The following is a 16,395-nucleotide window of genomic DNA, read 5'->3' on the forward strand; positions in this document are numbered from 1 at the left end:
GCATGGTCGGGTTGCACGACGGAAGGCGCACCACCCCTCATGAGCACGGCCACAACTCCACAGCAGCAGACCGGCGACCCCGGAAGCGCTGAGACCCCCCGGGCGACCGCGGACACCTCCGCTGCCACCGGCACCCACGACGCCGCCACGGGCACGCCGGAACCGCACGCCCGGCGGTTCGGGCTCCCCGTCGCCACCGCCCTGGTCATGGGCAACATCATCGGCGGCGGCATCTTCCTGCTGCCCGCCTCCGTCGCCCCGTACGGCACCATCAGCCTGGTCGCCTTCGGCGTCCTCACCCTCGGCGCGCTCGCCCTCGCGCTGGTCTTCGGCCGGCTCGCCCGGCGCGACCCGCGCACCGGCGGCCCGTACGTGTACGCCCGGGAGGCCTTCGGCGACTTCGCGGGCTTCCTGTCCGCCTGGTCGTACTGGGCCACCGCGTGGGTCTCCAACGCCGCCCTCGCCGTCGCCGCGGTGGGCTACCTCGACGTGCTGATCCCCGTCCAGGAGTCCAAGGCCGCCACCATCGCCGCCGCCCTCACCCTGCAGTGGCTGCCCGCGCTCGCGAACTTCGCGGGGACCCGCTACGTCGGCGCCGTGCAGGTCGTCGCGACCGTGCTGAAGTTCGTGCCGCTGCTGCTCGTGGCCGTCGGCGGACTGTTCTTCTTCGACTCCGCCAACCTCGGCCCGTTCGAGGCGAGCGGCGAGGGCACGCTCGGCGCGCTCTCCGCCTCCGCCGCGATCCTGCTCTTCAGCTACCTCGGCGTCGAGTCCGCCGCGGTCAGCGCCGGCGAGGTCCGCGACCCGCGGCGCAACGTCCCCCGGGCCACCGTCCTCGGCACCCTCGCCGCCGCCGCGCTCTACCTCCTCGGCACGGTCTCCGTCTTCGGCCTGGTCGCCCACGACCGGCTCGTGGACTCCGACGCGCCCTTCACCGACGCCGTCAACGCCATGTTCGGCGGGGCCTGGGGCGGCGCCGCCGTGGCCTGCATGGCGCTGGTCTCCATGGTCGGCGCGCTCAACGGCTGGACGCTGCTCAGCGCCCAGACCCCGTACGCCGCCGCCCGCGACGGGCTGTTCCCGAAGATGTTCCTGCGCAAGCGGCGCGGCGTCCCGACGGTCGGCGTCGCCGTCACGGTCACGCTGGCCTCGCTGCTGACGGTCTACAACTACACCGCCGGGTCCCCGCGGGTGTTCGAGATCCTCGTCCTGGTGACGACGTTCACCGCGACCGTCCCGTACCTGCTGTCCACGGCCGCCCAGATCCACTTCCTGGCCTCCGGCCGGGGCGCCGAGGTGCACCGCGGCCGCCTGGTCCGCGACGCGACCCTGGCCGTGCTGGCCTTCGGCTTCTCGATGTGGCTGGCCGCGGGCTCCGGGTACGCGGCGGTCTACCAGGGCGTGCTGTTCCTCTTCGCCGGTGTGCTGGTGTACGCGGTGATCTCGGCCCGCCGGAAGGCGGCGACGGAGGGGTGAGGGGGCGGGCGGGGGCGCGGGCCGGCTGCTGGTGAGCGGGGGCGGTGAGCGGGGCCCCCTTGGCACGGCGAGTGGCGCTTACTCAGGCGGGCGGCCTGGGCTCGGCGCTCCCTCGGGGCGGCGAGCCGGGCTCCCTCGGGGCGGCCGTAACGGGCGTCACTCGGGGGAGGGTTCGGCGACCGCGGCCGGCCTGCGGGCCGCCGCACGTCCGTCCAGGGCCACCGCCGTCGCCACCGCGCAGGCCAGCAGGGCCAGCGCGGCCAGCGCCGGGACCAGCGGGACCGCCGCGCCCGCCACGAGGCAGAGCGCGCCGCCCGCGAGGAGCGCGGGGGAGGGGCGGCGGGTGGTGCGGTGCAGGATCGCCGCCGCGCCGAGCAGGAACACTCCCACCCCGCCGGTCAGCGACCAGGCCACCACCCCGTGCAGCGGCTCGGCGAGCCCGTAGTGGGAGGTGTCCGAGACCTGCTGGAGCACCTTCTTCATGCCGAGCGCGGTCACCACCACCCCGGCCACCAGCGGCAGATGGAGGAAGGTGTACACGTCCCGGGCGAACCGGGTGCGGTCGTCGCCGTCCAGCGCGGTCAGCCGGTGCTCGGCGGCCTCGCCGAGCCGCCGGAAGTACAGCCGCCACAGCCCCGCCGAGAGCAGCAGCCCGGCGGCGGACGCGCCGAGGACGGCCGGCGTCAGCGGCCGGTCGGACACCCCGACACCCATCGCCACGATGGACTCGCCGAGCGCGATGATCACGATCAGACCGTGCCGTTCGGCGAAGTGACCGGGCGAGTTGACCCGCCAGCCGGACGAGCCTGTCACGTAGATGCCCGCGTAGTCGATCACCACGGCCAGCAGCCACAGCAGCAGCTGCGTGGTGCCGTCGGTCAGCGTCGCGCCCGCCAGCAGCGGCACCAGCGGCGGCAGCACCGAGGCCAGCGCCGTACGCCGCAGCGTCGCCCGCAGGACGGGGTCGTCCGGGGCGGACAGCCAGTACGAGACGAGGTGCAGCACCCGCACGGCGGCGTAGCAGAGCACGAACAGCAGCGGCGCGGGCAGCCCGTCGGGGGCGTCCGTGAACACCCCCGGCACCGCCAGCGAGACGATGAAGACCACCGCCATCACGGCGACCAGTACCCCGAACAGCGCCCCGGAGTCGGCCCGTACGACGTTCCCGAGCCAGGCGAAGCAGCACCAGCACCACCACAGCAGCGCGAGCACCACCATCGCCCCGACGACCCGGGTCGGCGAGGGCGCGGCCGCCATGAGCGCGGTGACCTGAGTGATCGCGTACACGAAGACGAGGTCGAAGAACAGCTCCGCGGGCGTGACCTTGTGGTCGTCCGCGGTCGCCACCATCCGCGACCCCTGCCTGCCCCACCCCACGGTGTGCCCCCTCCGTCAGACTCGCGCGGCAGCATACCGAGCGCCGTTCGTGCCGGGGGAGTTCAGACCACCACGCGGTAATGGGTCGTCAGCCGCCGTTCCCCGTCCATGACATGGAACGCGAGGCCGGGCGGCTGGTCGCGGTCCGCGGGCCGGTCGCCCTCCCAGGGCATCCGCAGGGTCCAGGTCACGGCCGGTCCGACGATCAGCGGGCGTCCTGCGAAGACCGAGGCGGCGGCGGTGTGGGCGTGGCCGGTGAGCACGGCGGCGACCCGCGGGTGCCTGTCGAGCAACTCGGCCAGCGCGCCGGGCCCTTCGAGCATGCCGGCGTCGGGAAGCGGGTGGTGGAGCCGGACCGGCGGCTGGTGGAAGGCGATGAGAGCCGGGGTGTCCTGCGGCAGGGCGGTGAGGGTGGCGTCGATCCAGGCGAGCGTCTCGGCGTCGAGGCGCCCCTCGTCGCGGCCCGGGATGGTGGAGTCGCACATCAGGACGGCGGTCCCGGCGATGTGATGGACCCGGTTGACGGGCCCGTCGCCGGGCGCCTCTCCGAGCAGGGCCTTGCGGTAGGCGGTGCGCACGTCGTGGTTGCCGGGGCAGGTGAGCACCGGAAAGTCGGCGGCCAGGATCCGCGCCGCCTCCTCGTACTCGGCCTCCTCACCGTGGTCCGCGATGTCCCCGGTGACCAGGAGCGCGTCCACGGGGCGGGGCAGGGCGCGCAGATGATCCATGACGCGGGTGGCGCGCCGGGTCGCCCTCTCGCTGCCGTCCAGGTGCAGGTCGCTGATCTGCGCGAGCAGTGCCATTCCAGGCCCCCTCTAACGGAAAATGAAGCATTTACCGTTAGGAACCTTAGAATGCGCCAGGGGATGTGATCAAGTGGTGGACGACCGGCACCGGAAGAGAAGGGGATGTCCCGTGGAGCGCTGGCTGGCCCTGGAACTGGCGAGCACGATCCGCCACGACGGAGACGGCGGCGTCGCCGACGACCTCGCCACGGTCCCCGGCACGACGCACTGGATCCGAGCGCAGCAGGACCTGCTGACCGGCCTGGTCCCCGCCGGAGAACCGGCCGCGGACGAGAACCTCAGACTCGACCTGATCGAACTCCGGCAGGCGGTCCGCGCCCTGTTCGCCCGCGCGGTCAGCCCCGCACCCCCGAGCCCGGCCGACGCACACCGCCTGATGGCCGCGGACCGGGCCCTGGCCCACCTCAACGCGACCGCCGCCCGCGAACCGGTCGCCCCCCAACTGGACTGGCCCGCCGACGAAGCCCCCGCACCCCGACTGCTCTCGACGCAGAACGATCCCCACGTCCGCCTCGTCGCCGCCCTGGCCCGGGCCGCCATCGACTTCCTGACCGGCCCCCACCGCGCCCAACTCCGCTCCTGCACGGCCCCCCGCTGCGTCCGCTACTTCGTCAAGAACCACGGCCGCCAAGAATGGTGCAAACCCTCCTGCGCCAACCGAGCCCGATCCGCCCGCCACTACCAGCGCCATCACAAGGCGGGTGACGGACAGCCGGCGGTGTGACCTCGCCCGCGGTGCAGCGGTACGACGACGGCCCCGGACCATCTCCTGGTCGGGGCCGTGGCTCAGTCGGTCGGATGGCCGTGGTGCCGCTTGTACTCCCTGATCAGGGACTCGGGGAGGCGGCCTCGGTCGTTCACCGGCCGGCCTGCAGTTCTGGCCCAGGCGCGCACCTTCGCCGGCTCGATGTCGCTCGACGACGCGTCGGTTCCCGGCAGGCCGTCGTGCACGGGCGCGGGGGACGCGGGGATCGGATGCGGCGTGGCGTCCTGTCGCCCATCCGGGCTGCCGGCCTGCTTCTCGATCGCCGAGGCCAGGGAGCGCAGCCGCGCGGCGATCAGGTGCGGTGGTGCCGTGATCGCGTGGTCGCCGCCCAGCTTCACCACGCCCGAGACGCAGGGACTGCCGAGAAAAGCCAGCGCCTCTTCGATCTCCTTCTTCTCGAGCGGTGTTTCCAGCGACGACTTCGTCTCACGCCAGATGTCCCGCACATCGAGCGCGCCGGCGCCGAACTCGACGTCGGCCGGATCGTTCGCGCTCTTCCACATGGCGTCGACCACGAGCGCCAGCGCTCCGGTCCGCCGTTCCGCCTCGCTCCAGGTGTGTTCGAGCGCGTCGGCCCGGCCCGCGAGGAGCAGGGCGACGAGTTCGTGCGGATAGAGCGGGTACGCGGAGTGGCGGACGACCGCCTCCGCGAGCTGCTTGGCGGTCAGGAGGGCGACATCTTCCTTGTCCGCCTCGCGGAACACCCGGGCGTCGAACCCGGGGCCGATCAGCACCGTGCGGTCGGCGTGGTGACGAGCGCGATGCTCGCTGAGCCGCAGGAACCGCACGTCCTGGTCGGTCACCAGACCGGCGCCGTCCGTCTCGGCCTCCACCGCGATGCGCCGTCGACTGGACGGTGACAGCCAGAGGGTGACGACCAGGTCCGTCTTGGCCGGGCCGCTGTGCACCTCGACGTCCATGCCGAGGTACCGGAAGGCGTCCGCCAACGCACGCTCGAACCGCTGGTAGTTCGCGCTGTCCGTGGACGAGGCCACCACCTCGGCCGCCAGGCGCTCCGGCAGGAGAAGGCCCTGGCCGGCCTCCGCCGCGGCGGTTTCTGCCCCACTGGGCGCGCCGTCTCGGCGGACGTCGTGGCGTGCCTGAAGCGGCAGTGAGCCGGCGAGTGCCGTACCGAGCGCGGTCCTGCGGGTCACGTTCCCGACGCGTTCGGCGAGCCCCGTCTCCGCGAGGAGCGCGACGCGCGTCGTCACGTCCTTCCGGGTGAGCTCGGCTGTCGGGTACCTGTCGGCCAGCAGCGCGGTCAGGGTGCCCGAGTCGGACGCGGATTCCATCGCGTCGAGGGTCTCCCCGAGCAGGGCCAGGCTGAGATGCAGGTGGCGGACGAGGTCCACGGCCTCGCCGGAGTCGAGCCACTCCGCCGCGAGGTCGGTCGCCGCGAACCGGTCCGGCCCCACCTGGGTCAACAGACCCAGACCCTGGAGCGTGTTGAGCGACTGCTCGGCCGACGACTTGCTGACGTCGAAGGTCTCGGCGGAGAACCGGACGAACTCGCTGCGGGACAGGCCGGCCGCCGCAGCGTCGACGAGGCGGCTGAGGGCCGTCATGTTCGCCCCGCCGGCGATGTACCCCACGACCCGCTTGCGTTCCTGCAGCTCCTCCTCGGTGACCTCGCCGAGGCGCTCGGCGATCAGCCGCGGGGGCTCCGGAAGCTCGGTGGGCAGGCCGGCGGCCTGTCGCTGCGACTCCAGGTCGCTCGGACGAACGAGCGTCAGCCGCGACAGCAGTGCCCGGCCGTCCTCTGTGAGGACGATCCTTCCGTTCGTCCAGTACTCGACCATGCCCGTGCCGCGCATCCAGTGCACTCGCCGACGGACCTGGTCGAGCGACTTCCAGTTCAGCCCGTAGTCGTCGCCGGCGATGCCGTTCAGCTCGTCGTACGTGAGGCCCTCGCCGATCGCCTCCAGCGTCTCACCGACGAACCGCACATGGGCATGGAGTACGGCGACGAGGTGGGCGACGTCACCGGTGTCGAGGAAGTGCCGGGCCTCAGGCGTGAGAAGCACCCGCGCCGGACGACCCTCCCGGACGAACAGGCCGCAGTTCCCCATGTAGTACAGCACCTGGCGCAGCGACGCAGGAGCCTCCGCCCCCGGCCAGGTGAACGCCCGATCGACCAGGGGATCGGCGTCGATGTCCTTCAACAGGGCTGTGAGGTTGCCCAGAAGCTCCGAGAAATGCCCCGGAATGTACGGCGCCGTTCCCGTTCGGGCCGGCCAGGGGAGAGGCGAGGGGAAGTCCCTGCCGGCTGACTCAGGCACTTCTGACATGTGCGGCGCTCCTGCTCCAGAGAGTTGATCACGCGATGCACAGCATCGCGCACGCGATCGATGATGTCCTCAAGTGCCCGACGAATCCACCGGTTCGGGATGGTGCCCACCCTGCGCTCCTCAAGGCCACTCGACGTGCTGCCGCGAGCCCCGCATTACCTCCGGCGTAATCGACCCGTCGGTGGGGCGGCGGCATCGTTGGGGTTGCCGGGTCCCGGGCGGCGCACTCCGTCCGGGGGCCGGTCCCCATCCGTACGTATGCCTTTCGAGGAGGCTGATTCGTCATGTCGCAGGCCCTGATCGCCGGTATCTCCCGCACGACCCGTCCGCAGTCCGCGCTGCGCCGTTTCCTGGCGCTCGACGCCGTCGTCACCGGTGGCAACGGGCTGGCCTACCTCTTCGCGTCCGAGGCGCTCGGGGACCTGCTCGGCGTCGACGCCGGGCTGCTGCTCGAACTCGGCGTGTTCCTCACCGTGTACGCGCTCGGCGTGGGGCTGCTCGCCGCCCGGCCGCAGCCGCCGGCGCTCGGCGTCAAGGCCGTGATCGACTGCAACGTCCTGTGGACGGCGGCGAGTCTGGTCGCCCTCGTCGGCTGGCTGGAGCCGACCACCGCCGGCCTGCTGTGGATCCCCATGCAGGCCGCGACGGTCGCCGGCTTCGCCGCTCTGCAGTGGGCCGCGCTCCGCGCGACTAGGAACCCGTAGCGGCGGCCACGCTCTGCAGGTACGCGACCGTCGCCGGGTCGGCCGGGAGCAGCGTCTCGATGGCCAGCTCGGCGACGGTCACGTCCATCGGTGTGTTGAACGTCGAGATCGACGACACGAACGACAGCACGTGCCCGTCGTGCTCGATCCGCAGCGGCAGCGCGAAGTACGGGTACGGCTCCGGGTCCTCGCGGTCCTCCGGGTCGCCGCCCTCCGGCAGCGGATAGGCGGCGACCTCGTCGTACAGGGCGCGCAGGGCCTCCGAGCGCGCCAGGCCGATCTGGCGCTCCATCTGCGCCAGCAGATGACCGCGCCACTCCCGGAGGTTGCGGATCCGCGGGGCCAGGCCCTCCGGATGCAGCGTGATCCGCATCGCGTTCATCGGGGGCGTGAGCAGATGCTCCGGCAGACCCGCCAGCAGCAGTCCGATCGCCCGGTTCGCCGCGACCACGGTGTACGAGCCGTCCACCACGATCGCCGGGTACGGGTCGTAGCCGCGCAGCAGGTTCTCGATGCCCTCGCGCAGCGTCGCCAGCTGCGGGTCGTCGAGCGTCGACTCCGTGTACCGCGGCGCGTACCCCGCCGCGAGCAGCAGCGCGTTGCGGTCCCGTACCGGCACCTCCAGGTGCTCCGCGAGCCGCAGGATCATCTCCTCGCTCGGCCGCGACCGGCCCGTCTCGATGAAGGAGATGTGCCGGGACGAGGACTCGGCGCGCAGCGCCAGCTCCAACTGGCTCAGCCGCCGCCGCTCGCGCCACTCGCGCAGCAGCTGCCCTACTCCCGTGCCCGACGCGACAGTTGTCATGCTCCGAAGGTATCCCACGGGCTCGGCCGTTCGGGCGTGGTGCATGTGTTGACCTTGGGAGCGGGGCCCGAGACCGTATCGTCACCGTCGTCACCGCTGTCGAGCCACGAACCGGAGGGAGTTTGCGCATGCCCACTGAGCCGCTGTCGCAGAAGGAGATCGAGGACCGGCTGCGGGAGCTCCCCGGCTGGACCCTCGCCGAGGACCGGATCGAACGGCTGTACAGGCTCGACGACCACTTCGCCGCCACTGCCCTGGTCGTCCACATCGCGCAGCTCCAGCAGGAGCTGAACCACCACTCCAACCTGACCCTCGGCTACAACACGGTCTCCCTCTCCGTGAACACGCACGACGCGGGCGGCGCGGTGACCGCGAAGGACTTCGACCTCGCCGAGCGCGTGGAGAAGATCGCCCCGACGCACGGGGCGCGCTGACGTCCCGTCACCCGCTGCGTACCATCGGCGGCATGGGGGACACCTTGCTCGACTACGACGCCGAGGCCGCGCACTACGACCGGACGCGCGGCGGCGTCCCCCGCGCCGCCGCCGCGGCCGCGGCCGTGCTGCGGCTCGTACCGCCCGGGGCGCGCACGCTCCTGGACGTCGCCTGCGGGACCGGTCTCGTCACCGGCCGGATCGCCCGGCCGGGCCTGCGCGTGTACGGGGCCGACGCCGCGGTCGGCATGGCCCGGCGGGCCGGCGGACGACTGCCCGGCCGGGTCGTCCGCGCGGACGCCCGCCGGCTGCCGCTGCCGGACGCGTCCGTCGACGCCGTGAGCGCGGTGTGGCTGCTGCACCTCGTGCCCTTCGCCGCGGAGGCCGTCGCCGAGGCGGCGCGGGTGCTGCGCCCGGGCGGCGTGTTCGTCACCACCGTCGACAAGGACGCCGCCCACGACGTGGGCAGCGGCGTCGACCTCGTCCTGCGCCCGCACCGCTCGTCCGCCGCGGCCTCCGACCGCGCCGACCGGATCGGGGCGTACGCCGCCGGGCACGGCCTCGTCCCGGCCGGCGAGACCCGCTTCACCGGCCACGGCCAGGGCAACAGCCCGCGGGGCGCGGCCGAGAAGCTGCGGGCCGGCTACTTCGCGTCCTGGTTCGACGGCGGACCCGAGCGGGCCGCCGCGCTCGCCGCCGAGCTGCTCGCCCTGCCGGAGCCGGACCGCCCGCGCGCCGACCCGGAGTACCGGCTCGTCGCGTACGTCAGGCGGGGCTGAGCCGGCCGGTCGGCAGGAAGGGCTCAGGCCGGTCGGTCCCCAGGCGGGGCCGAGGCGGCCGCAGTGCCGAGGGCCCGCGGGCCGAGCCCGGCCGGCCACCGGCCGATGCCCTGCCGGCCGGGGGAACGAATTGCCGGAACGGCAACTTTTCTCGCGTCCTCGGACGGGCGCGCGCACGCTTCTCCCATGACTCACGACCACGGGAACCACGGGCACGGCCACCACGCGCAGGGCGGCCACCACCACGACCACACCGACATCGACTGGACCACGATGGCGCCGCTCCTGGAGCGGCAGGCCGAGGTGCAGGGCCCGCTCTACCGGGAGGCGGCGGCCTGGCTCGGCACGCTCGTGCCCGTCTCCGGCGTCCGCCGCGTCCTGGACGTCGGCAGCGGCCCCGGCGTCATCACCTGCTACCTCGCCGAGGCCTTCCCCGACGCCGAGACCGTGGCCGTCGACGGCACCCCGGAGCTGCTCGCCCGGGCCGGCGCCCGCGCCGAGGCCCGGGGCCTGGGCGGCCGGGTCTCCACGCTGCACGCCGAACTCCCCGAGGACTTCGCGCGCATGGGCGAGGCCGACGTGATCTGGGCGGCCGAGTCGCTGCACCACCTCGGCGACCAGCGCGCGGCCCTGGAGGCCCTGGCCGGGCTGCTGCGCCCGGGCGGTCTGCTCGTCCTGGTCGAGGGCGGGCTGACGGCCCGCCGGCTGCCCCGCGAGCTGGGCTTCGGCCGGCCCGGCCTGGAGGCCCGGCTCGACGCGCTCGGCGCGGAGTGGTTCGGCGAGATGCGGGCTTCGCTGCCGGGCGCGAAGGCGGAGGTCGACGACTGGCGGGCGCTGCTCGCGAGCACCGGCCTCGTACCGGCGGGCACCCGCTCCTTCCTCAGCGACATCCCGGCCCCGGTGCCGCCGGTGGTGCGGGAGCAGATCGTCTTCCAGTTCGAGCGGACCCGGCAGTCCGTCGACGAACGGCTGGCGGCCGACGACCGCGAGGCCCTCGACCGCCTCCTCGACCCGTCGGCCCCGGACTCGCTGCACCACCGGACGGACCTCTTCCAGCTGGTCGCCCGCACGGTCCACACGGCCCGCAAGGGCTAGTCACGCCGGGGAGCCGCCGGGCGGGCCGCCCACCAGGTGCGGGGCCGCCTCGGCGGCGGTGTACGAGGAGGCGAAGGTGAAGGCGCGCGGGGACGACCCGCGGGACTGAAGGTCCGCGAGCCGTTCCAGCGCCTCCTCGACGGTGGGGACGTGGCCGGCGGGAACCCACCAGAGCACCAGGTGGGCCTCGACGTGCCGCTCGAACCAGTCGCGCCGCCGGCGCATCACGTCCAGGTGTCCGCTGCGGTAGGCGAAGTCCCACAGGGCTTCCTGGCTCTCCCACACGGACAGGTTGACGATGACGTTCTCGCCCGCCGGACGCAGCCCCGTGGCGTCCGCCTCGCCGTCCTCCACCAGCCGCCACACGAAGCCCGGCGCGGCGTCCGCCGCGGCGTTGACCGGGGCGAGCTGCTCGACGAACGGCGCCACGCGCGGGTCGTCGATCGGGTACCGGAGCGTGCCGACGTTCAGCTGGGCGAGGTGGGCGGCGGGCGGGGGCACGGGCGCGGGCGCGGAAGCGGAGGTGGGTGAGGTCATGGGCCTCATCCCAGCACGCCCCGCTTTTCTATGTCAACGAAGATTGTTTTTAGAGTCTTCGATCGCTACGCAGCACTCACCGGGGCGGGCGTCCATGCGGGCCCGGAGGGGGCCGTCGGTCCCCAACAGCCCTTCGAGCAGCGCCAGGTTCATGCCGCAGACCAGCGGCGGGAAGCGCTCGGCGACGGCGTGGAAGGGGCAGTTGCGCATCCGGACGACCGGGCCGTCCGTCGCCTCGCCGCCGTCCTCCAGGCGCGGCTCGTAGCCGCGCGCGGCCAGCGTCCGCAGGGCCTCGTCGAGGCTGCCGCACGGCCCGGCCCCGCCGCGCAGGGCCTCGCCGCGGCGGCGTGCGGCGGCGCAGAGCCCCGCGTCGATGCCCGCCTGCTCGGCGGCCTCGGCCAGCAGTTCGGCGGCGGTCCGGTAGTCGCGCGCCGGCAGGGAGACCGTGTGCTCGGCGCGCGCCCGCGTGTACACCTTGGCGGGGCGCCCGGCCCCCGGCCCCGAGCGCCCCGTCAGGCGGCGGCTGCCGCTCTCCAGCAGGCCGGCCTCGGTGAGCCGGTCCAGGTGGTGTGCGGCGAGCGTCCGCGCGACCCCCGTCGCCTCGGCGGCCTCGTTGCGGCCGACCTCGCGGCCCTGGGCCACCACGTACTCGTACAGGCGGCGTCGTACCGGGTCCTGCAGCGCCGCGATCGCGTCGATGTCCTCCATTCCGCCATTCTAGGAACAACGGGGATTGGAGATAGAAACGCGGAAGCCCGGGCGACGGGCGCCCGGGCCACCTGGGGATCACCCGATCAGCCCACGTTGAACTCCGCCGGGTTCGGGCCGAGCCGGCGGTTCTCGTCGAGGGCGGCGATGCCCGCCAGGTCCTCGGCGTCCAGCTCGAAGTCGAAGACGTCGATGTTCTCGCGGATGCGCGAGGGCGTCACCGACTTCGGGATGACGACGTTGCCGGTCTGCAGGTGCCAGCGCAGGACGACCTGGGCCGGGCTGCGCCCGTGCTTCTGCGCGATCGCGACGATCGCCGGAACCTCCAGCAGCCCGCGGCCCTGGCCCAGCGGCGACCACGCCTCCGTGGCGATGCCGTACTGCGCGTGCGTCTCGCGCAGGGCGCGCTGCTGGAGCTGCGGGTGCAGCTCGACCTGGTTCACGGCCGGGACGACGGACGTCTCGGCGATCAGCCGCTCCAGGTGCTCCGGCAGGAAGTTGGACACGCCGATCGCGCGGGCCCGGCCGTCGGCCAGGATCTTCTCGAAGGCGCGGTACGTGTCGACGTACGCGTCCTTCGCCGGGACGGGCCAGTGGATCAGGTACAGGTCCACGTAGTCCAGCCCGAGCCGGCCGAGGGAGGCGTCGAAGGCGCGCAGGGTGGAGTCGTAGCCCTGCTCGGTGTTCCAGAGCTTGGTGGTGACGAACAGCTCGTCCCGCGCGATGCCCGATTCGGTGAGGGCCCGGCCGGTGCCGGTCTCGTTCTCGTAGATCGCGGCGGTGTCGATCGAGCGGTAACCGGCCTCCAGGGCGGTGGCGACGGCCTTCGTGGCCTCGTCGTCCGGCACCTGCCAGACGCCGAAGCCGAGCTGAGGCATCTCCACGCCGTTGACGAGGGTGAGGTGGGGAACCTTGCTGGCGTTGCTCACGAGCGGTCGATCCTTACGTCGTCGAGTGGTACTCCCAGCGTCAACGAATGTCCGGCGGAGCGCATTCCACCCCGCCGGTCTCCACCCCACCGGTCTCCACCCCGCCGGTCTCCACCCCACCGGTCCCCACCCCGCCGGTCTCCACCCCACCGGTCCCCGGGCCCGTACCGGCGCCGAGATACGCCTCGCGCACCGCCGGATCGGCGCGGACCCGCGCGGGGTCGCCCTCGGCGAGCACCTGGCCGAGGTCCAGGACGACGACCCGGGAGCACAGGTCCATGACGAAGCCGACGTCGTGCTCGACGAGCAGCACGGCGCAGCCCTCGTCCGCCGCGAGGCGCCGTACGACGCCGGCCAGCCGCCCCCGTTCCGCGGCCGTCATCCCGGAGGCGGGCTCGTCCAGAAGGAGGACGCGCGGCGGCTCGGCCAGGGCGCGGGCCAGCTCCGCCATCCGGCCGAGCCCGACGGGCAGCGTGCCCGGGTACGCCCCCGCCAGCTCGGCCAGGCCGCACGCGGCGAGGACCTCCGCGGCCCGCTCGCGCGAGCGCGCCGCGCCGCCCCGCCGCCACCGGCCGCCCTCCTGGGCGACGACGAGATTGTCGGCGACGGTCAACTGGCCGAAGAGCTGCTGCCGTTGGAACGTCCGGCGCATCCCGTGCCGGGCCCGCCAGGCGGGCGGGCGCAGGGTCACGTCGGACCCGGCGAGCCGGACCCGGCCGCGGTCGGGGCGCCGGATGCCCGACAGCACGTCGAAGAGGGTGGTCTTCCCGGCCCCGTTGGGCCCGATCAGCCCGCAGATCTCGCCGGGGCGGACGGCGATCCGTACGTCGTGCAGGGCGCGCACCCCACCGAACCGCACCCCGATCCCGGACGCCTCCAGCACCGCGCCGCCGCTCATACGCCCGCCCTCCAGCCCCATCCCCGAGAGGCCCTCATACGCGCGCCCTCCATCCCAGATACGCCTCGGTCAGCCGCTCCGGGTCCACCTCCGCGCGGGGGCCGCACCATGCGACTCGGCCCTGGACGAGGTACGCGACGGTGTCGGCGATGCCGAGCACCTCGGCGGCCTTCTCCTCGACGAGGAGCAACGCGGTCCCGGCATCGCGGAGTTCGACGAGCAGACGGTGCACCTCCTCCACGACCCGCGGCGCGAGGCCCAGCGACGGCTCGTCGGCCACGAGCACGGCGGGCGGCCGCTGCAACAGCGGTGCGAGCGCGAGCAGTTGCTGTTCGCCGCCGGACAGCGCGCCCGCGGCGACGGTGCGCCGCGCGGCGAGCGCGGGGAACCGCGCGTACACGGCCTCCCGGTCCTCGGGGGCGTCCAGCCGCAGCGCGAGGTTCTCCTCGATGGACAGTCCGGGGAAGATCCCCCGCCCCTCGGGCGCGAGCAGCACGCCGCGGCGGGCCCGCGCCACGGCCGAGTCCGCCGTGGCGACCCGCCCCCGCACGCGTACGTCCCCTCCTGCGGGCCGCAGCGCCCCGGCGGCGACCCGGCATACGGAGGACTTCCCGGCCCCGTTGGCCCCCAGCAGCACGACGATCTCGCCCCGCCGCACCGCGAGGTCGACGCCCCGCACGACCAGTGCCCCGCCGTACCCGGCCCAGACCCCGCGCAGCTCGAGCGCGGGCGCCTCACCGGCCTCCGCCTCAGGAGCGGCAGCGCCCGGCACCGCCCCGGCCGCCTCAGGATCCCCGGCACCCTCGTGAGTCCCGGCCATATCGGAAGCCCCCACAGCCTCCGCAGTCCCCACTGCCCCCGCAGCCCCCGCCCCCGCCACCCGCCGCGCATGCAGCCGCGTCGGCACCGCCGCGCAGTACCCGTCCGGGTCGTTCGCCAGCGCCAGGCCCGCGAGCCCGAAGAGGATCACGGGCAGGTGCGCGGACTCCGTCACGTACTGGCCGAGCAGGTGCGGGACGAGCGCGTACACCAGCCCCGCCACCACCGCGAACTGGGGTCTGCGCACCCCCGCCGCGACCGCCACCGCCAGCCACACCAGACCCGTCATGGCCGTGAAGTCCGTCGCCGTGATGCGGGTGTTGTACGAGGCGTACAGCACGCCCCCGAAGCCCGCGAGCCCCGCCGACACCGTGAACAGCAGCAGCTTCGTCCGCACAACCGACACCCCGGACGCCGCCGCGGCCGCCGGCGCCGAGCGGACCGCCAGCATCGCCCGGCCCCACGGCGACTCCCGCAGCCGGGTCAGCCCCCAGACCGCCAGCCCGCACAGCAGGACCAGCGCCACGCCGAACGCCCGGTCGTCGCCCAGGTCCAGCGGACCGAGCACGGGCCGCGGCACCTCCCAGCCCGTGTCACCGTTCCGCAGCCACCCGAACTGGAACAGCACCTGGTCCGCCAGGAACGCCAGCGCGAGCGTGGCCAGGGCCAGCGACCTGCCCCCGAGCCGCAGCGCCGGCAGCGCCACCACCGCGCCGAGCAGCGCCGCCGCGCCCGTACCCGCGAGAGCCGCCGCCGCGAACGGCACCCCGCGGCTCATCAGCAGTCCCGCGACCAGCGCCGCGCCCGTCACGAACGTCGCCTGCGCCAGCGAGACCATCGCACCGAGCCCGGTCACCACGGTGAACGACATGAACACCAGCCCGATCGCCAGCCCCTGCGCGAGGATCCCGCTCCAGAACGGCGTCGTCACCGTGTACAGCGCCGTCGCCAGCAGCGCGCCGGCCACCGCCCAGCCGCCCCACCGCCGCGCCCACGACCGGCCCTCCAGGTAGTCCACCGGCGGCGGGTCGGCGGCCGCCGTGCCCGCGGCCCGCCGCCGCCGGGCCAGCACCAGCAGCCCGCCGAACAGGATCAGGAACGGCACCGCCGTACGGAACCCGGTGAGGCCCTCCGCGAACGAGGCGTACCCGGCCACCAGGTTCTGCAGCACCCCCAGCGCGAGCCCGCCCGCGAACGCCAGCGGCACGGACGCGAACCGCCCCAGCACCGCCGCCGTCGCCGAGACGAACAGGAACAGCGTGTAGTCGTGCGCCGAGAGCCCGAGCAGCGGCGTGGCCAGGACGCCGGCGAGCCCGGCGAGCCCCGAGGACAGCATCCACGCCACCGACGACAGCCGGTCCGCGTCGATCCCGCGCAGTTCGACCAGTGTCCGGTCGTCGACCGCCGCGCGCAGCCGCAGTCCCAGCCGGGTGTGCCGCAGCAGCAGCCACAGCCCGGCGGCCGCGAGGGCGGTCGCCACCCAGGTGATCAGCTGGTCGGAGTCGATCCCGACCCCGTCCAGCGGCTGCCAGGACACCGCCGGGCTCGGCCCGACGCCGGGAAGGCCGAACTGGTTCTCCGCCGGTTTCACCGGTGCGCCCGCCCGCTCCAGCAGTTCCACCAGACCGAGCCCCGCCGCCGGCAGCGCGACCAGCAGCCCGATCGTGGCGACGATCTGCGCGGTCTCGCCGACCCCGGCGAGCTTGCGGAACATCAGCCGGTCGAGCCCCCAGCCGATGCCCGGCGCGACGACGAACACCAGCAGCAGCGCCGTCGGCACGGCCGGCCAGCCGAAGCCGGAGTGCAGTTCGTGGAAGGCGAGGGCGCACAGGTACGCGGTGGCGCCGTGCGCGAAGTTGAACAGCCCGGAGGCCGAGTACGACAGCACGAGCCCGGTCGCGAGCAGCGCGTACAGCGCGCCCGAGACGAGCCCGCTCAGCACGAAGCCCAGCAGGTCGCCCACGATCGCCGGCC

The 16,395-nt window shown here is 74.0% G+C and carries 15 protein-coding genes; 6 read left to right on the forward strand and 9 right to left on the reverse strand.

The features are described 5' to 3' along the window. Positions 1 to 39: 39 nt before the first annotated feature. Positions 40 to 1,476: an amino acid permease gene (locus tag ACNJ93_RS26745; RefSeq protein ID WP_418960002.1), complete on the forward strand. Its 1,437-nt coding sequence runs from the start codon at positions 40 to 42 to the stop codon at positions 1,474 to 1,476. A gap of 156 nt (positions 1,477 to 1,632) precedes the next feature. Here the strand turns inward: ACNJ93_RS26745 and ACNJ93_RS26750 are convergent, their stop codons facing one another. Next, positions 1,633 to 2,826 carry a low temperature requirement protein A gene (locus tag ACNJ93_RS26750; protein ID WP_418960003.1) on the reverse strand — a complete coding sequence of 398 codons (1,194 nt, stop codon included), beginning with the start codon at positions 2,824 to 2,826 and terminating at the stop codon, positions 1,633 to 1,635. 89 nt (positions 2,827 to 2,915) lie between these two features. Next, complete coding sequence (locus ACNJ93_RS26755) at positions 2,916 to 3,656, reverse strand: metallophosphoesterase (RefSeq protein WP_418960004.1); 741 nt, start codon at positions 3,654 to 3,656, stop codon at positions 2,916 to 2,918. Positions 3,657 to 3,768: 112 nt separating this feature from the next. Between ACNJ93_RS26755 and ACNJ93_RS26760 the strand changes: the two genes are divergently transcribed. Beyond that, positions 3,769 to 4,383 (forward strand): CGNR zinc finger domain-containing protein, encoded by a 615-nt coding sequence (locus ACNJ93_RS26760; RefSeq protein ID WP_418960005.1) that lies wholly within the window; start codon positions 3,769 to 3,771, stop codon positions 4,381 to 4,383. A gap of 62 nt (positions 4,384 to 4,445) precedes the next feature. On the opposite strand, the gene ACNJ93_RS26765 is transcribed toward ACNJ93_RS26760, so the two are convergent. Continuing rightward, on the reverse strand, positions 4,446 to 6,587 hold the full coding sequence (locus ACNJ93_RS26765) for a hypothetical protein (RefSeq protein WP_418960006.1): 2,142 nt from the start codon (positions 6,585 to 6,587) through the stop codon (positions 4,446 to 4,448). A gap of 410 nt (positions 6,588 to 6,997) precedes the next feature. Between ACNJ93_RS26765 and ACNJ93_RS26770 the strand changes: the two genes are divergently transcribed. Further along, positions 6,998 to 7,417, forward strand: a complete 420-nt coding sequence (locus ACNJ93_RS26770) for a hypothetical protein (RefSeq protein WP_418960007.1) — start codon at positions 6,998 to 7,000, stop codon at positions 7,415 to 7,417. On the opposite strand, the gene ACNJ93_RS26775 is transcribed toward ACNJ93_RS26770, so the two are convergent. Continuing rightward, positions 7,404 to 8,222, reverse strand: a complete 819-nt coding sequence (locus ACNJ93_RS26775; protein ID WP_418960008.1) for a helix-turn-helix domain-containing protein — start codon at positions 8,220 to 8,222, stop codon at positions 7,404 to 7,406. The genes ACNJ93_RS26770 and ACNJ93_RS26775 overlap by 14 nt on opposite strands. A 128-nt stretch (positions 8,223 to 8,350) precedes the next feature. Between ACNJ93_RS26775 and ACNJ93_RS26780 the strand changes: the two genes are divergently transcribed. The 3 genes from ACNJ93_RS26780 to ACNJ93_RS26790 all read left to right on the forward strand — a co-directional run bounded on the left by ACNJ93_RS26780 (position 8,351) and on the right by ACNJ93_RS26790 (position 10,530). After that, on the forward strand, positions 8,351 to 8,656 hold the full coding sequence (locus tag ACNJ93_RS26780; protein ID WP_418960009.1) for a 4a-hydroxytetrahydrobiopterin dehydratase: 306 nt from the start codon (positions 8,351 to 8,353) through the stop codon (positions 8,654 to 8,656). Between the two features lie 32 nt (positions 8,657 to 8,688). Further along, a complete protein-coding gene (locus tag ACNJ93_RS26785) occupies positions 8,689 to 9,435 on the forward strand; it encodes a class I SAM-dependent methyltransferase (protein ID WP_418960010.1) in 747 nt (248 codons plus the stop codon). Between the two features lie 186 nt (positions 9,436 to 9,621). Next, positions 9,622 to 10,530: a class I SAM-dependent methyltransferase gene (locus ACNJ93_RS26790; RefSeq protein ID WP_418960011.1), complete on the forward strand. Its 909-nt coding sequence runs from the start codon at positions 9,622 to 9,624 to the stop codon at positions 10,528 to 10,530. On the opposite strand, the gene ACNJ93_RS26795 is transcribed toward ACNJ93_RS26790, so the two are convergent. From ACNJ93_RS26795 to ACNJ93_RS26815, 5 genes are all read right to left on the reverse strand, one after another. Continuing rightward, a complete protein-coding gene (locus ACNJ93_RS26795) occupies positions 10,531 to 11,067 on the reverse strand; it encodes a DUF3291 domain-containing protein (RefSeq protein WP_418960012.1) in 537 nt (178 codons plus the stop codon). Positions 11,068 to 11,100: 33 nt separating this feature from the next. Next, entirely contained in the window at positions 11,101 to 11,775 is a 675-nt protein-coding gene (locus ACNJ93_RS26800; protein WP_418960013.1) for a helix-turn-helix transcriptional regulator, read from the reverse strand. Positions 11,776 to 11,861: 86 nt separating this feature from the next. Then, entirely contained in the window at positions 11,862 to 12,653 is a 792-nt protein-coding gene (locus ACNJ93_RS26805; protein ID WP_418961537.1) for an aldo/keto reductase, read from the reverse strand. A gap of 91 nt (positions 12,654 to 12,744) precedes the next feature. Then, the gene (locus ACNJ93_RS26810; RefSeq protein WP_418960014.1) at positions 12,745 to 13,602 is read right to left on the reverse strand and encodes an ABC transporter ATP-binding protein; all 858 of its coding nucleotides are present in this window, start codon (positions 13,600 to 13,602) and stop codon (positions 12,745 to 12,747) included. A gap of 34 nt (positions 13,603 to 13,636) precedes the next feature. Continuing rightward, positions 13,637 to 16,384, reverse strand: a complete 2,748-nt coding sequence (locus ACNJ93_RS26815; protein ID WP_418960015.1) for an ABC transporter permease subunit — start codon at positions 16,382 to 16,384, stop codon at positions 13,637 to 13,639. Between the last annotated feature and the right edge of the window lie 11 nt (positions 16,385 to 16,395).

It is taken from the genome of Streptomyces tritici (genome assembly GCF_048500665.1).
Taxonomy (GTDB): Bacteria; Actinomycetota; Actinomycetes; order Streptomycetales; family Streptomycetaceae; genus Streptomyces; species Streptomyces tritici.

Coding starts and splice junctions, on each gene's coding strand:
- ACNJ93_RS26775 (WP_418960008.1), bottom strand. CDS start 8,222: ATGACAACTGTCGCGTCGGGCACGGGAGTAGGGCAGCTGCTGCGCGAG.
- ACNJ93_RS26785 (WP_418960010.1), top strand. CDS start 8,689: ATGGGGGACACCTTGCTCGACTACGACGCCGAGGCCGCGCACTACGAC.
- ACNJ93_RS26750 (WP_418960003.1), bottom strand. CDS start 2,826: ATGGTGGCGACCGCGGACGACCACAAGGTCACGCCCGCGGAGCTGTTC.
- ACNJ93_RS26795 (WP_418960012.1), bottom strand. CDS start 11,067: ATGACCTCACCCACCTCCGCTTCCGCGCCCGCGCCCGTGCCCCCGCCC.
- ACNJ93_RS26805 (WP_418961537.1), bottom strand. CDS start 12,653: ATGCCTCAGCTCGGCTTCGGCGTCTGGCAGGTGCCGGACGACGAGGCC.
- ACNJ93_RS26790 (WP_418960011.1), top strand. CDS start 9,622: ATGACTCACGACCACGGGAACCACGGGCACGGCCACCACGCGCAGGGC.
- ACNJ93_RS26755 (WP_418960004.1), bottom strand. CDS start 3,656: ATGGCACTGCTCGCGCAGATCAGCGACCTGCACCTGGACGGCAGCGAG.
- ACNJ93_RS26780 (WP_418960009.1), top strand. CDS start 8,351: ATGCCCACTGAGCCGCTGTCGCAGAAGGAGATCGAGGACCGGCTGCGG.
- ACNJ93_RS26810 (WP_418960014.1), bottom strand. CDS start 13,602: ATGAGCGGCGGCGCGGTGCTGGAGGCGTCCGGGATCGGGGTGCGGTTC.
- ACNJ93_RS26800 (WP_418960013.1), bottom strand. CDS start 11,775: ATGGAGGACATCGACGCGATCGCGGCGCTGCAGGACCCGGTACGACGC.
- ACNJ93_RS26745 (WP_418960002.1), top strand. CDS start 40: ATGAGCACGGCCACAACTCCACAGCAGCAGACCGGCGACCCCGGAAGC.
- ACNJ93_RS26770 (WP_418960007.1), top strand. CDS start 6,998: ATGTCGCAGGCCCTGATCGCCGGTATCTCCCGCACGACCCGTCCGCAG.